This is a genomic window from Streptomyces sp. NPDC127177 (assembly GCF_042672475.1).
Lineage (GTDB): Bacteria > Actinomycetota > Actinomycetes > Streptomycetales > Streptomycetaceae > Streptomyces.
The window spans coordinates 161,827-175,696 of the sequence record NZ_JBHXUW010000006.1 but is presented as its reverse complement, the minus strand read 5'-3'; the positions used below and the strand labels follow the sequence as shown (position 1 = coordinate 175,696).

Below are 13,870 nucleotides of genomic sequence, written 5' to 3'. Positions count from 1 at the left end.
GGCCTTCTCCGTACCGTACGGAGCTACTCCGCGGCCTTCTTCTTCTCCTCGGCGTCCTCGATCAGCGCCTCGGCGAGCTGCTGCATCGACAGCCGCCGGTCCATCGACGTCTTCTGGATCCACCGGAACGCGGCGGGCTCGGAGAGCCCGTAGTCCGTCTGCAGAATGCTCTTCGCGCGGTCCACCAGCTTCCGCGTCTCCAGCCGCTGCGAAAGGTCCGCGACCTCGCCCTCCAGCGCCTTCAGCTCCGCGAACCGCGACACCGCCATCTCGATGGCCGGCACCACGTCGCTCTTGCTGAACGGCTTCACCAGGTACGCCATCGCCCCGGCGTCCCGGGCCCGCTCCACGAGGTCGCGCTGCGAGAACGCGGTGAGCATGAGGACCGGCGCGATGGACTCCTCGGCGATCTTCTCGGCGGCGGAGATCCCGTCGAGGACCGGCATCTTCACATCGAGGATGACCAGGTCCGGCTTGTGCTCCCGGGCCAGCTCGACCGCCTGCTGCCCGTCCCCGGCCTCACCGACGACGGAGTACCCCTCTTCCTCCAGCATCTCTTTCAGGTCGAGGCGGATGAGCGCCTCGTCCTCAGCGATGACGACGCGGGTCGTCAGCGGCGGGACGTGCGACTTGTCGTCGTCGGACGCGTCTACGGGCTGGGGCGACTCGGGGGTGGTCACGGGGCTCCTTGGTCAAGACAGGGGTGCTGCTCCCAAGAGCCTACCTAGTTACGGTATGTTTGAGGCACGGAGGGTCGCGCACATCCTTCGTTCCGAAGGGGCCCCGGTAGCCCAGCGGTAGAGGCCATGGATTCAAAACCCATACAGCGTCGGTTCGAATCCGACTCGGGGCACTTCTCCTTCGATTCTAAGGTTCAGGCGCATATTGGCGATCTTCACCCTTGCTGATGAACGTGCCTTCGAAATCACGCACGCGCCGGCGAAGGTCGCACAAGACTCCACCGCATGGAACAGCACAATCCGTCGATTCGTGACGAAGCGCTTGCCCTCTTGAGAGGCGGGACCACAAATCGAGCGGTTGCGGATCTCCTCAATGTGCCTCGCGGAACAGTCGGCTGGTGGCTGTACGAGGATCGCAAACGACGCGGGATCGAGTACGTCCAGCCGACGGACTGTCCCTTGTGCACCGGTCGCGAGTTCGATCGTCTCGCCTACTCCTATCTGCTGGGGCTCTATCTGGGCGACGGCCACATCGACTCCAAGCCGAAACAGCACCATCTGTCGATCTTCTGCGGCGATGCACATCCGGGACTGATCGATGAGGCCGAGTCGGCCATCCGCCGAGTAATGCCCATGCCCCGCACGGGGAGGCGCCATGGAAGTGGCTGCGTCGAGGTCAAGTCCTACACAGAGCACTGGACATGCGTCTTCCCGCAGCACGGCCCTGGCAAAAAGCACGACCGTCCGATCGTCCTCGAACCCTGGCAGCAGGAGATCGTCGACGCGCAACCCTGGGACTTCATCCGCGGGCTCATCCACTCCGACGGGTTCCGGAACATGAACTGGACGACCAGGATGGTCGGCGGCGCGCGAAAGCGGTACGAGTACCCCCGGTACTGGTTCACCAACGCCTCGGACGACATCCGCCGCCTCTACACCGACACCCTCGACAAGCTCGGTATCGAGTGGACGCACTGCACCCGCGCGGGCAAGGAGTACAACATCTCCGTCGCCCGACGGGCATCCGTCGCGCTCATGGATGCACACGTCGGGCCGAAATACTGAGCCGCCCTACTTCGGGCTGTCGTCCTCGCCGATGTGGTGCACGCGCACCAGGTTCGTCGAGCCCGCGACGCCGGGCGGGGAGCCGGCCGTGATGACCACCACGTCACCCTTCTGGCAGCGGCCGATCCTCAGCAACTCCTCGTCGACCTGCGCCACCATCGCGTCCGTCGACTCCACGTGCGGGCCCAGGAACGTCTCCACACCCCACGTGAGGTTCAGCTGGGAGCGGGTGGCCGGGTCAGGGGTGAAGGCGAGCAGCGGGATGGGCGAGCGGTAGCGGGAGAGGCGCTTGACCGTGTCGCCGCTCTGCGTGAAGGCCACCAGGAACTTCGCGCCGAGGAAGTCGCCCATCTCCGCCGCCGCGCGGGCGACCGCGCCGCCCTGGGTGCGGGGCTTGTTGCGGTCGGTGAGGGGCGGGAGGCCCTTGGCGAGGATGTCCTCCTCGGCGGCTTCGACGATGCGGGACATGGTGCGGACCGTCTCGATGGCGTACTTGCCGACGCTGGTCTCGCCGGAGAGCATCACCGCGTCCGTGCCGTCGATGACGGCGTTGGCGACGTCGGAGGCCTCGGCGCGGGTGGGGCGGGAGTTGTCGATCATGGAGTCGAGCATCTGGGTGGCGACGATGACCGGCTTGGCGTTGCGCTTGGCGAGCTTGATGGCGCGCTTCTGGACGATCGGGACCTGTTCGAGGGGCATTTCGACGCCGAGGTCGCCGCGGGCGACCATGATGCCGTCGAAGGCGGCGACGATGTCGTCGATGTTCTCGACGGCCTGGGGCTTTTCGACCTTGGCGATGACGGGGAGGCGGCGGCCCTCCTCGTCCATGACGCGGTGGACGGCCTCGATGTCGCGTCCGCTGCGCACGAAGGAGAGGGCGATGACGTCGGCGCCGGTGCGCAGGGCCCAGCGGAGGTCGTCGATGTCCTTTTCGGAGAGGGCGGGGACGGAGACGGCGACGCCGGGGAGGTTGAGTCCCTTGTGGTCGGAGACCATGCCGCCTTCGATGACGGTGGTGTGGACGCGGGGGCCGTCGACACCGGTGACTTCGAGGGTGACGCGGCCGTCGTCGACGAGGATGCGTTCGCCGGGGGTGACGTCGGTGTTGAGGCCCTCGTAGGTCGTGCCGCAGGTGTGGCGGTCGCCTTCGACGGGTTCGACGGTGATGGTGAAGTCATCGCCGCGTTCAAGGAGTACGGGTCCTTCACGGAACCGGCCGAGGCGGATCTTCGGGCCTTGAAGGTCGGCAAGGATTCCGACGCTGCGTCCGGCTTCGTCGGACGCTTTGCGTACTCGGTGGTAGCGGTCTTCGTGCTCGGCGTAGGTGCCGTGGCTGAGATTGAGGCGGGCGATGTCCATTCCCGCTTCGACCAGGGCCTTGATCTGCTCGTATGTATCGGTGGCGGGTCCTAGGGTGCAAACGATTTTTGCTCTGCGCATGGTTTGAGCCTAAACCTTACCTACGGGTAGCGAATTGGGTCGGAGTGACTCCTCAACAACCTTTGGGTGAAGGGTTTTTGACAAGTGTTGAATTGTGCGGCGGGGTGCTCGGATGAGCATTTCCTCAGAGCGTTGGCGGGGTCATGGTGAAGCGGGCGTTCACCTGGGCGTACACGGTCTGGCGTTGCGGTTCGAGGTCGAGTGCGGGGGCGGGTTCGGGCGGGGCGCCGCCGAATCCGCGGGTGAGGCCGTAGCCGCCGGGGGCTGCGGGCATGACGGGGGCGGCGTTCTCGGCGCCGAGGTCGGCGAGTTCGACGAGGGCGGCGAGGCGGGCGCCGACGGCGTCGGCGTATTCGCGGGCGCGTTGGACTGCTTCGCGCACGGCCTGGCGGCGGGCTTCGCCGTGGGCGGGTGAGTCGGGGCGCAGCGCCCACCAGGGGCCGTCGATGCGGGTCATGTCGAGGTCCGCGACGCGGGTGGTGAATTCACCGAGTGCGGTGAAGTCGTTGAGTACGGCGGTGATGTTGACGCGGCCGTGGTAGGCGCAGATTTTTTCGTCGCGGCCGCGCTGGGTGAGTTCGGGTGTGATCGAGAAGGTGCCGGTTTCGAGCTTCTCGACGGCTTGTCCGTAGGTGCGGGCGAGTTCGAGGACGGTGGTGTTGCGGCGGGTGAGGTCGTCGAGGGCGGCGCGGCGGTCTTTTCCGCGGACGCTGACGGTGATGCCGACGCGGGCCGTTTCGGGGTCGAATTCGAGGCGGGCTTCACCGCGGACGGCGAGGCGGGGGTGGTCGGGGGTGCCGTAGGGGTACGGAGTGTCGGTCATGGGTCCACTGTGGCAGCCGGGTGTGACAGTTGCTGGTCATCGAAACGAAACCTGCGGGGGGTGTTGCCGGGCGTGGTGGGTGGGTGATTATCTACGCGCGTTGTCCACGCGTGCGTGGGGTCTACGCGCGTTGTGTGCAGAGTGAACTGTGTACGAGAACTGAGATGTGGGAGACGAGATGCCGCTGAACCGAAGGACGTTCCTGGGCACATCGGCCGCGGCCGGCGCCGGTGTGGCGATCGCGGGTGGTGCCGCGGTTCCCGCCGAGGCGCATGGTCATGGGGGTGGGCACGGTCATGGACGTCCGCAGAAGCGGTACTCGTTCACCGTCATGGGTACGACCGATCTGCACGGAAATGTCTTCAACTGGGACTATTTCACCGACAAGGAGTTCGACGACGCGGATCACAACGATGTCGGTCTGGCGAAGATCTCGACGCTGGTGGACCAGGTGCGCCGGGAGAAGGGCCGTCACAACACCCTGATGATCGATGCGGGTGACACGATCCAGGGCACGCAGTTGTCGTACTACTACGCGAGGATCGACCCGATCACGGCGAAGCGTGGTCCGGTGCATCCGATGGCGCAGGCGATGAACGCGATCGGATATGACGCGGCGGCGTTGGGGAACCACGAGTTCAACTACGGCATTCCGGTGCTGCGCAAGTTCGAGGAGCAGTGTGATTTCCCGCTGCTGGGCGCGAACGCGGTGGACGCGAAGACGTTGAAGCCGGCGTTCGCCCCGTACGTGATCAAGAAGCTTCGGACGCCGCACGGGCGGGATGTGAAGGTGGCGATCCTGGGATTGACGAATCCGGGGGTCGCGATCTGGGACAAGGTGAACGTCGGCGGCAAGCTGGTGTTCCCGGGTCTTGAGGAGCAGGCGGCGAAGTTCGTGCCGCGGCTTCGTTCGATGGGTGCGGACGTGGTGATCGTTTCGGCGCACTCGGGGAACAGCGGCACGTCTTCGTACGGGGACCAGATTCCGTATGTGGAGAACGCGGCGGGTCTGGTGGCGGAGCAGGTGCCGGGGATCGATGCGATTCTGGTGGGTCATGCGCATCTGGAGATCCCGGAGTACTTCGTGGAGAACAAGGAGACGGGAAAGAAGGTCGTGCTGTCCGAGCCGTTGAAGTGGGGGCAGCGGTTGACGCTGTTCGACTTCGATCTCGTGTGGGAGAAGGGGCGCTGGGTGGTCGAGAAGGCCGGCTCCCAGGTGTTGAACTCCAACACGGCGGCGGAGGACCGGAAGATCACCAAGTTGCTGACGGATGAGCACAAGAAGGTGATCGCGTACGTCAACCAGGTGATCGGTACGTCGGCTGCGACGATGACGACGGCTGAGGCGGCGTGGAAGGATGAGCCGATCATCGATCTGATCAGTGTCGTGCAGACGGAGACGGTGAAGGCGGCGCTGGCGGGCGGGGAGTACGCGGAGTTGCCTGTGTTGTCGCAGGCGTCGTGTTTCTCGCGTACGGCGCAGATTCCGGCCGGGGACGTGACGATCAGGGATGCGGCGGGTCTGTACACGTTCGAGAACACGCTTGAGGCGCGGTTGATGACGGGCGCGCAGATCAAGGACTACCTGGAGTTCTCGGCACGGTATTACGTGCAGACGGCGGCCGGAGCTCCGGTGGATCCGGCGAAGTTGACGAATGCGGATGGCACTCCGGACTACAACTACGACGCGGTGTCGGGTGTGACGTACGACATCGACATCGCGAAGCCGAGTGGTTCGCGGATCGTGGGGCTTTCGTTCGACGGGAAGGCGATTGATCCGGCGGCGCAGTTCGTGTTGGCGGTGAACAACTACCGGGCGAGTGGTGGGGGTAACTTCCCGCACGTGGCGGCTGCGAAGCAGTTGTGGGCGAATTCCGAGGAGATCCGTAACACGATCATCGCTTGGGTGCAGGCGAAGGGGTCGGTGGATGGTTCGGAGTTCGCCTCGGTGGACTGGCGGCTGACGCGGGACGGTACGCCGGTGTTCTAGGGGCCGGTGGGGTGTTGTGCGGGTGAAAGGCGGCTGCTCTGTTCTCTCCTGGTTGTTCCGGGAGCCTGGCGGCCGCCTTTCTTCTGTGCGGGGGTGTTTGGTGGGTGGTCAGTTGCTCTGGACGAGTGGGGTGAGGGCGGGGTTCTGTGCGGGGATTCTGGGGTTCTGTGGGGTGAGGCCGAACGTGGTGAAGGCGGTGCGTTGTGGGAGGGGGTAGGGGGTGGTGTCGGTGAGGTTGTTGAGGATGGTGGCGCTGCGCCAGGCGGCGAGTCCGAGGTCGGGGGCGCCGACGCCGTGGGTGTGGCGTTCGGCGTTCTGTACGTAGATGTTGCCCGTGATGGTGGGGTCGAGGTCGAGGCGGAACTGGTCGTCGATGCGGGGGCGGCCGGCGTTGTCGCGGCGGAGGTGGTTGTTGAGGCTGTCGAGCATGTGGTCGAGGGGGCGTTCGCGGTAGCCGGTGGCGAGTACGACGGCGTCGGTGGTGAGGCGGGAGCGGGTGCCTTGTTGGATGTGTTCGAGGTGGAGTTCGACGCGGCTGGTGGCGACGCGGCCCGCGGTGCGTACCTGGACGCCGGGGGTGAGGGTGGCGTCCGGCCAGCCGCCGTGGAGGGTGCGGCGGTAGAGCTCTTCGTGGATGGCGGTGATGGTGTCGTGGTCGATGCCCTTGTGGAGTTGCCATTGGTGCGGGACGAGTTCGTCGCGGACGGTCTCGGGAAGTGCGTGGAAGTAGCGGGTGTAGTCGGGGGTGAAGTGTTCGAGGCCGAGTTTGGAGTACTCCATGGGCGCGAAGGCGGGGGTGCGGGCGAGCCAGTGGAGTTTTTCGTGGCCGGCGGGGCGGGCGCGCAGGAGGTCGAGGAAGATTTCGGCGCCGGACTGGCCTGATCCGATGACGGTGATGTGTTCGGTGTTGAGGAGTTGCTCGCGGTGGTGGAGGTAGTCCGCGGAGTGGATCACGGGGACTGATCCCGCTTCGGCGAGGGGTTTGAGGGGTTCGGGGATGTGGGGTTCGGTGCCTACGCCGAGGGCGATGTGGCGGGTGTGGGCGCGGCCGAGGGCTTCGGCTTCGCCGTGGGTGTCGAGTTGGGTGAAGTCGACTTCGAAGAAGGCGTGTTCGTCGTTCCAGCGGATGGCCTCGACTTGGTGGCTGAAGTGGAGGCCGGGGAGTTGTTGGGTGACCCAGCGGCAGTAGGCGTCGTATTCGGCGCGTTGGATGTGGAAGCGCTCGGCGAAGTAGAAGGGGTAGAGCCGGTCGCGGGTGCGTAGGTAGTTCAGGAAGGTCCAGGGGCTGGTGGGGTCGGCGAGGGTGACGAGGTCGGCGAGGAAGGGGACTTGGAGGCTGGCGCCGTCGATGAGGAGGCCGGGGTGCCAGTGGAAGGCGGGGCGTTGTTCGTAGAAGGCGGTGGTGAGTGGGTGGGGGTTGCCCGGGATGCCGTGGGCGAGGGCGGCGAGGGAGAGGTTGAAGGGGCCGATGCCGATGCCGACGAGGTCGTGGGGTTGGTCGGTCTCGGGGGTGGGCCGGTCTGACCGGGGTGTCCGGGTCGTCATCGGGGGGTGGTGCCTTCCGTGAGTTCTGTTGCGAGGCGGGTGACGAGGTCGAGGAGTGTCTGGAGGTCGTGGGGGGTGGTGTGGGGGTTGAGCAGGGTGGCCTTGAACCAGAGCCGGCCGTGGGTGTGGGTGCGGCCGAGTACGGCGTGGCCCCGGGTGAGGAGGGTGCGGCGGATGGTGGCGACGGTGTGGTCGTCGGCGTCGGTGGGGCGGAAGAGGACGGTGGTGATGGTGGGGCGGTCGTAGAGGTCGAGGGTGGGGGTCTTGGTGATGAGGTCGGCGAGGTGGTGGGCGGCGTTGCTGGTGCGGTCGATGAGGTCGGCGAGTCCGGTGCGGCCGAGTGCTTGGAGGGTGACGGCGATTTTGAGTGCGTCGGGGCGTCGGGTGGTGCGTAGGGAGCGGCCGAGCAGGTCGGGCAGGCCGGCTTCGGTGTCGTCGTCGGCGTTGAGGTAGGGGGCGTGGTGGTGGAGCGCGTCGAGGTGGTGGTGGTCGGGGACGGCGAGGATTCCCGCGGACGCGGGTTGCCAGCCGAGTTTGTGGAGGTCGAGGGTGACGCTGTGGGCACGGTCGAGGCCGTTGACCTTGTTGCGGTGGGCGGGGCTGAAGAGGAGTGGTCCGCCGTAGGCGGCGTCGATGTGGAGTTCGGCGCCGTGGATGGTGCAGAGGTCGGCGATGTCGGTGAGGGGATCGATCTGGCCGGTGTCGGTGGTGCCTGCGGTGGCGGCGACGAGGAGGGGGCCCTGGAGGCGGGTGAGGGTTTCGTCGAGGGCGGTGAGGTCGATGACGCCGGTGGGGGCGGGGACGGTGATGGGTTCGGGGAGACCGAGGAGCCAGGCGGCCCGGGCGATGCTGTGGTGGGCGTTGGCGCCGGTGACGGTCTGGACGGGGCCGTGGCGTTCACGGGCGAGGAGGAGCGCGAGCTGGTTGGCTTCGGTGCCGCCGGTGGTGACCAGGGCGTCGGGTGCGGTGTGGCGGGGGTAGATCTCGGCGGCGAGTGCGGTGGTGAGGTCGGCTTCGAGGGCGGAGGCGGCGGGTGCCTGGTCCCAGGAGTCCATGGAGGGGTTGAGGGCTGAGGCGGCGAGGTCGGCTGCCGCGGCGAGGGCGAGTGGCGGGGTGTGGAGGTGGGCGGCGCAGAGGGGGTCGGCCGGGTCCGCGGCGCCTTGGGTGAGGGCGGTGATGAGGGTGGTGAGGGCGTGGTGGGCGCCGGTGCCGTGGTCGGGGATGACGGGGTGGAGGGCGGTACGGGTGTGGGGGGTGACGGTGTCGGGTCCACCGGCGGGGAGGGGGCCGTCGCGTCGGCGTGCGCCGTCGTGGAGTGCGGTGAGCACGGTGTCGATGAGGGGGCGCAGGGCGGCGGGGCCGGCGGTGCCTCCGGCGAGGGGCGGGGTGGGCATGGAGGTGGTGGCCCTTCGGTGCGCATGGGTGGACATACCAGCTTGTCGGGGTTTCGTGGGGCGCGACCGGTGAGCTCGGTGATCTGAACTCGAAAGGGGGATGGGTGTGGGATGAGGTGCGGCTACTGGGAGTTGGGGTGGTATGGGTGTGCCCGGCCTGCCCCTGGGTGGTGGGGCGGGCCGGGCACGGGTGGTGCGGGTCGTGGGGTCCGGGGTGTCAGTGGGCGTTGCGTACGGCGAGGGCGCGGCGCAGGTCGTCGATCTGGTCGGCGAGCTTGCGGCGCAGGGCGGGGATGAGCGCCTGGTCGGTGAGGGCCTGTTCGCCGAGGTGGAGGCTTTCGGCGTCGATGGCGTAGGCGGGGAAGGCGTAGCGTCCGGCGGCTTCGGCGATGGCGGGGCCGCGGCGGACGGCGAGTTCGGTTGCCTCGGGGTAGTAGCGGGGCACGTACGCGCTGACGAGGTCGGTCTGTTCGGGTTGCCAGAAGCCTTGGGCGGTGGCGTTGAAGAGGTAGTTGGAGAGGGTGTCGTCGGTGAACATGGCGTGCCAGGCGGCGGCCTTGGCCTCGGGGGTGGGGAGGGCGGCGCGGCAGCGGGCGGCGCCTTCCTGGCCGGTGGCGCTGGGGTCCTGGTCGAGTTCGGCGGCGATGGCGGTTTCGTCGGTGGCGCCGAGGACGGCGAGTCGGGTGAGGATGCGCCAGCGCAGTTCGGGGTCGAGTTCGGGTCCGCCGGGGACGGTGCCTTCGGTGAGCCAGCCGTGGATGGTGTCGGGCTGGGTGGCGGTGTCGATGAGGTGGCGTACGGCGATGAGGCGGAGGCCGGGGTTGCTGCCGTCCTCGGTGCGGCGGATGAGGTCGCGGCAGAGGGCGGTGAGGGTGGTGAGGGCGGCGGGCCGTTGTTCGGGGGTGAGGTAGCGTCCGGCGATCTGGGTGTCGGCGAAGGTGAGGACGCCTTGGTGGAGTGCGAGGTCGCTCTCGTGCGGGAGGTGGTTGCGGGCGGCGTCGATGTAGGTGGTGGGGGTGAGTTCGCCGTCGCGGACCATGTCGCGGGCGGCGTTCCAGATGACGGCCCGGGTGAGGGCGTCTGGGATGCCGGAGAGGCTGCGCAGGGTGGTGTTCCAGGAGTCCGGGTCGAGGCGGACCTTGGCGTAGGTGAGGTCGTTGTCGTTGAGGACGACGAGGGCGGGGCGGCGGCCGGGCCGGGTGGTGGTGGCGTTGTCGTCCTGGGGGATGCCGATCTCGAAGCGGTCGCGCAGGACGAGGCGTTCGGGGCCGGACTGGGTGTCGATGGCGTGGTCGTAGGTGCCGACGGCGATGCGGTGGGGGCGGGTGCCGTGGTGGTCGACGGCGAGGGTCCAGGTCGTGTCGGCTTCGGTGATGTGGGGGGTGAGGGTGTCGACGCCGGTGGTGCGCAGCCACTGCTCGGCCCAGGCGTGGACGTCCTGGTCGGTGGCGGATGCGAGGTTGTCGATGAAGTCGGCCAGGGTGGCGTTGGCGAACCTGTGGCGGGCGAAGTGGGTGTTGATGCCGGCGAGGAAGTCCTTTTCGCCGAGCCAGGTGACGAGTTGGCGGAGGGCGGAGGCGCCCTTGGCGTAGGAGATGCCGTCGAAGTTGAGCATCGCGGAGGCGGTGTCGGGGACGGCGGCGGGGTCGGGGGCGACGGGGTGGGTGGAGGGACGCTGGTCTGCGTCGTAGCCCCAGCCCTTGCGTGCGACGCCGAAATCGACCCAGGTGTCGGGGAACAGGCTCTTCCCCGCTCGGGCGGAGTTGAGGGCCTGGGGAACGGTGGCTTCGGCGAGGGTCTGGTAGCCCATGTACTCGGCGAAGGACTCGTTGAGCCAGATGTCGTCCCACCAGGCGAGGGTCACGAGGTCGCCGAACCACATGTGGGCCATTTCGTGGGCGATGACCATGCCGCGGGTCTGGCGTTCGGTGTCGGTGACGGCGGAGCGGTAGACGAATTCGTCGCGGAAGGTGACGAGACCGGGGTTCTCCATGGCGCCCGCGTTGAATTCGGGGACGAAGGCCTGGTCGTAGGAGTCGAAGGGGTACGGCTCGTCGAACTTCTCCTGGAACCGGTCGAAGCAGGCCCGGGTGATGTCGAGGATCTCGTCGGCGTCGGTGTCGAGGTGCGGGGCGAGCGAGCGGCGGCAGTGGATACCGAAGGGCAGTCCGGCGTGTTCGGTGGTCACGGAGTGCCAGGGGCCGGCGGCGACGGCGACGAGGTAGGTGGAGATGGGGGGTGTGGGGGCGAGGGTCCAGCGGCCGTCGCCGGTGTGCCGGGCGGTGCCGTTGCCGAGGACGGTCCAGTCCTGGGGGGCGGTGACGGTGAGGGCGAAGACGGACTTGAGGTCGGGCTGGTCGAACGCGGCGAAGACGCGCTGGACGTCTTCCATGAAGAGCTGGGTGTAGACGTAGGTCTCGTTGTCGGTGGGGTCGGTGAACCGGTGCATGCCTTCGCCGGTGCGGGAGTAGCGCATGGTGGCGTCGACGCGGAGTTCGTGTTCGCCGCTGGTGAGGGCGGTGAGCGGGAAGCGGTTGCCGTCGAGGTCCGCGGGGTCGAGCGGCTGCCCGTCGAGGCTGATCGAGCGCAGGGTGGCGGGCTTGATCTCGACGAAGGTGTCACCGTCGGTGCGGGCGGTGAACCGGATGAGGGTGTGGGAGTGGAAGGTCTCCTCCCCCGCGGTGAGATCGAGGTCGATCGTGTACCGCTGTACGTCGAGGAACTGGGCTCGGGTCTGCGCTTCGTCGCGCATCAGTACGGACATGGGCCCATGCTGCCGTATGCGATGTGCGGTGTGCAGGAGGGTTCGCGGTGGGCTGAGTGGGTTCGGTCCCCACGGCTCGCCCGAGAGCCGGGGTTCCTTGAGCGCTAAGATTCTTACCTGTTGTGTACCTGTACGGAGGAGTGCCCGCGATGGCGAAGAACGAGGCTTCCGACGCGGTGGCGTCGATCGTGCAGGACTGGCGGCGGGAGCGGCCGGAGCTGGACACGGCGCCGCTGGAGGTGTTCGGACGGCTGCACCGGGCGTTCCTGCGGTACAGCACGGCGATCTCGCGGCCGGTGGAGCGCAAGGGGCTGTCGATGGCCGGGTTCGACGTGCTGACGGCGCTGCGCAGGGCGGGGGCGCCGTTCCGTCGTACGGCGGGGGAACTGGCGGACTCGGGGCTGATCAGTTCGGCCGGGGTGACGTTGCGGATCGACCGGCTGGAGAAGGACGGTCTGATCAGGCGGGAGCGGGACCCCGAGGACCGGCGGGTGGTGCACTCGCGGCTGACGGAGGAGGGGCTGTCGGTGATCGACGAGCTGTTCTCGGAGCATCTGGACAACGAGCGGCGGATGCTCGCGGGGTTGTCGCCCGCGGAGTGCCGGCAGTTGGCTCGGTTGCTGGAGAAGCTGGAGCGGTCCGTGTTGGCGGCGGAGTCGGAGTAGCGGTGGCGGTTCGGTGGGGCGGGGGCGCTCCGCGGGGCGCCCCCGCCCCGGCGCGGGCGGTGTCCTCAATCGCCGGACCGGCTTGGACTCCCCCGGTGTCCGACGTGATTTCCGCCTGTGACCGGGGTGATTCCGCCGGTGTCCGGAGTGATTTCCGCCGGTGCGCGGGTGGCGGGCTGGTTGCCGGCGATTGAGGACGGTTTCAGACCGTCGCGGCCTGGGCTTCCGCTTCCGTGCGGTACATGCGTCGGACGCGGACCACGCCGAGGTCGTGCTGGTATAGGTTCTCCGCCTGGTCGGCGTCCGTGCGGAGGTCCTCCAGCATGATGCGGTCCTGTTCGAGGACGTCCCAGTGGCGGTCCTCCAGGAGTGTCCGGTAGAGGAAGCGCCAGGTGTCGCGCTGCCAGCCGGTGACCTTGCGGTAGCGCCAGAAGAAGACGGAGCAGCGGTTCTCGTCGATGGGGGTGGCCATTCCGACGATGCCGAACGGGCCTCCGGGGCCGGCGGTCGGCGGGTACGGGATGGTGAGGTCGACCCAGTCGACGCCGGTGCGGCAGAGCTCGACCCAGTCGAAGTTGACGCCGCTCTGGTCGGTCTTCTCGAAGAAGAAGCCGCGTTCGGTCTCGCGGATGCGGAAGCGTGCGGTGGTCTGGCCCTCGGCCATGCTGTGCGAGTCGCGGTGGAGGAACGATCCGTGCATGGGGTCGAGCAGGTTCTCCACGGCGTAGCGCCAGTTGACGTTCCACTCGGCGTAGCAGAGGAATGCGGTGGTGCCGGGGTCGGTGAGCTGTTCGGGGAGGGTGAGGGGGGCCGGTTCGGCGTGTGTGCTGTCGCCGAAGTAGGCGAGGATCGCGCCGCCGGTCTCGATGAGGTGGGGGGCGGCCACGAGCTGCTTGCCTTCGAGGTTGCAGCCGGGCAGGCCCGGTACGGCGGCGACGGTGCCGGTGCCGTCGACCTGGACACCGTGGTACCAGCAGGCGATGCGGTCGCCGAGGTGTTTGCCGAGGGAGAGCCGGGCGCCGCGGTGCGGGCAGCGGTCCTCGAGCATGTGGAGGGTGCCGTCGGCGCGGCGGAAGAGGAGCCATTCCTCGCCGAGGAGGGTGAGGCGTTTCGTGCCCCCGGCAGGGACGAAGTCGGAGGGGCAGACGGCGTACCACTGGTTGCGGACGCCGGTGGCGAAGAGCCGGTCGGCCGTGCGGTTGCCGGGGCGGGCGACTTCGGAGGGGCGGGTGGGGGTGCCCGGCTGTACGGGGGTGGTGGTGGCGGTGGTCATGGCTGTCTCACGCTCCCAGTCGTCGCATTTCGGTACGGAAGGTTTCCTCGGTCCACGGGCCGCCGTCGGGGGCGGGCAGGTCGCGGGCGTTGAGTCCGGCGACGAGGCCGGGCAGGTCGTGGGCGCCGCCGCCGAAGACCTCCTCGATCTCCGCGGCGAGCTTCTTCTCGTACGGGGTGGGTTCGGCGGAGCGTGACTGGTTCGGGTTGAGGTACTGCGGGCTGGTCATGC

Annotated in this window: 11 protein-coding genes and 1 tRNA gene; 4 read left to right on the top strand and 8 right to left on the bottom strand. The window is 68.1% G+C overall.

Annotation, left to right across the window (positions count from 1 at the left end):
- Positions 1-23 precede the first annotated feature (23 nt).
- The gene (locus ACFVJX_RS06985; protein ID WP_024492786.1) at positions 24-680 is read right to left on the bottom strand and encodes an ANTAR domain-containing response regulator; all 657 of its coding nucleotides are present in this window, start codon (positions 678-680) and stop codon (positions 24-26) included.
- 100 nt (positions 681-780) lie between these two features.
- On the opposite strand from ACFVJX_RS06985, the gene ACFVJX_RS06980 reads away from it, so the two are divergent.
- Positions 781-853 (top strand) — tRNA-Leu (locus ACFVJX_RS06980).
- Positions 854-965: 112 nt separating this feature from the next.
- Positions 966-1,745, top strand: coding sequence for a helix-turn-helix domain-containing protein (locus tag ACFVJX_RS06975; RefSeq protein ID WP_384135772.1), 780 nt, complete (start codon positions 966-968; stop codon positions 1,743-1,745).
- Between the two features lie 6 nt (positions 1,746-1,751).
- Here the strand turns inward: ACFVJX_RS06975 and pyk are convergent, their stop codons facing one another.
- A complete protein-coding gene (gene pyk / locus ACFVJX_RS06970) occupies positions 1,752-3,185 on the bottom strand; it encodes a pyruvate kinase (RefSeq protein WP_384135770.1) in 1,434 nt (477 codons plus the stop codon).
- A 124-nt stretch (positions 3,186-3,309) separates the two neighbouring features.
- Positions 3,310-4,008: an SIMPL domain-containing protein gene (locus tag ACFVJX_RS06965; protein ID WP_384135768.1), complete on the bottom strand. Its 699-nt coding sequence runs from the start codon at positions 4,006-4,008 to the stop codon at positions 3,310-3,312.
- A gap of 178 nt (positions 4,009-4,186) precedes the next feature.
- Between ACFVJX_RS06965 and ACFVJX_RS06960 the strand changes: the two genes are divergently transcribed.
- Complete coding sequence (locus ACFVJX_RS06960; RefSeq protein WP_384135767.1) at positions 4,187-5,998, top strand: bifunctional metallophosphatase/5'-nucleotidase; 1,812 nt, start codon at positions 4,187-4,189, stop codon at positions 5,996-5,998.
- Between the two features lie 108 nt (positions 5,999-6,106).
- Here ACFVJX_RS06960 and ACFVJX_RS06955 read toward each other — a convergent pair whose 3' ends face one another.
- The 3 genes from ACFVJX_RS06955 to pepN all read right to left on the bottom strand — a co-directional run bounded on the left by ACFVJX_RS06955 (position 6,107) and on the right by pepN (position 11,701).
- A complete protein-coding gene (locus ACFVJX_RS06955; protein WP_384135765.1) occupies positions 6,107-7,543 on the bottom strand; it encodes a lysine N(6)-hydroxylase/L-ornithine N(5)-oxygenase family protein in 1,437 nt (478 codons plus the stop codon).
- Positions 7,540-8,937: a pyridoxal phosphate-dependent decarboxylase family protein gene (locus ACFVJX_RS06950; protein ID WP_384135763.1), complete on the bottom strand. Its 1,398-nt coding sequence runs from the start codon at positions 8,935-8,937 to the stop codon at positions 7,540-7,542. Before ACFVJX_RS06950 ends, ACFVJX_RS06955 begins: the two co-directional genes overlap by 4 nt.
- Before the next feature lie 217 nt (positions 8,938-9,154).
- Positions 9,155-11,701, bottom strand: coding sequence for an aminopeptidase N (gene pepN / locus ACFVJX_RS06945; RefSeq protein ID WP_384135762.1), 2,547 nt, complete (start codon positions 11,699-11,701; stop codon positions 9,155-9,157).
- Between the two features lie 149 nt (positions 11,702-11,850).
- Here pepN and ACFVJX_RS06940 point away from each other — a divergent pair, with 149 nt between their 5' ends.
- Positions 11,851-12,366, top strand: a complete 516-nt coding sequence (locus ACFVJX_RS06940) for a MarR family winged helix-turn-helix transcriptional regulator (protein ID WP_384135760.1) — start codon at positions 11,851-11,853, stop codon at positions 12,364-12,366.
- A gap of 202 nt (positions 12,367-12,568) precedes the next feature.
- Here the strand turns inward: ACFVJX_RS06940 and ACFVJX_RS06935 are convergent, their stop codons facing one another.
- Together ACFVJX_RS06935 and ACFVJX_RS06930 are read right to left on the bottom strand one after the other, a co-directional pair.
- Complete coding sequence (locus ACFVJX_RS06935; RefSeq protein WP_384135758.1) at positions 12,569-13,639, bottom strand: Rieske 2Fe-2S domain-containing protein; 1,071 nt, start codon at positions 13,637-13,639, stop codon at positions 12,569-12,571.
- Between the two features lie 7 nt (positions 13,640-13,646).
- Positions 13,647-13,868, bottom strand: a complete 222-nt coding sequence (locus tag ACFVJX_RS06930) for a recombinase-like helix-turn-helix domain-containing protein (protein ID WP_384135757.1) — start codon at positions 13,866-13,868, stop codon at positions 13,647-13,649.
- Positions 13,869-13,870: the final 2 nt, after the last annotated feature.

What these genes read in the sequence shown, in the direction of transcription:
- ACFVJX_RS06965 (WP_384135768.1), bottom strand. Translation starts at nt 4,008, where the DNA reads ATGACCGACACTCCGTACCCCTACGGCACCCCCGACCACCCCCGCCTC.
- pepN (WP_384135762.1), bottom strand. Translation starts at nt 11,701, where the DNA reads ATGTCCGTACTGATGCGCGACGAAGCGCAGACCCGAGCCCAGTTCCTC.
- ACFVJX_RS06955 (WP_384135765.1), bottom strand. Translation starts at nt 7,543, where the DNA reads ATGACGACCCGGACACCCCGGTCAGACCGGCCCACCCCCGAGACCGAC.
- ACFVJX_RS06935 (WP_384135758.1), bottom strand. Translation starts at nt 13,639, where the DNA reads ATGACCACCGCCACCACCACCCCCGTACAGCCGGGCACCCCCACCCGC.
- ACFVJX_RS06930 (WP_384135757.1), bottom strand. Translation starts at nt 13,868, where the DNA reads ATGACCAGCCCGCAGTACCTCAACCCGAACCAGTCACGCTCCGCCGAA.
- ACFVJX_RS06940 (WP_384135760.1), top strand. Translation starts at nt 11,851, where the DNA reads ATGGCGAAGAACGAGGCTTCCGACGCGGTGGCGTCGATCGTGCAGGAC.
- pyk (WP_384135770.1), bottom strand. Translation starts at nt 3,185, where the DNA reads ATGCGCAGAGCAAAAATCGTTTGCACCCTAGGACCCGCCACCGATACA.
- ACFVJX_RS06960 (WP_384135767.1), top strand. Translation starts at nt 4,187, where the DNA reads ATGCCGCTGAACCGAAGGACGTTCCTGGGCACATCGGCCGCGGCCGGC.
- ACFVJX_RS06975 (WP_384135772.1), top strand. Translation starts at nt 966, where the DNA reads ATGGAACAGCACAATCCGTCGATTCGTGACGAAGCGCTTGCCCTCTTG.
- ACFVJX_RS06950 (WP_384135763.1), bottom strand. Translation starts at nt 8,937, where the DNA reads ATGCCCACCCCGCCCCTCGCCGGAGGCACCGCCGGCCCCGCCGCCCTG.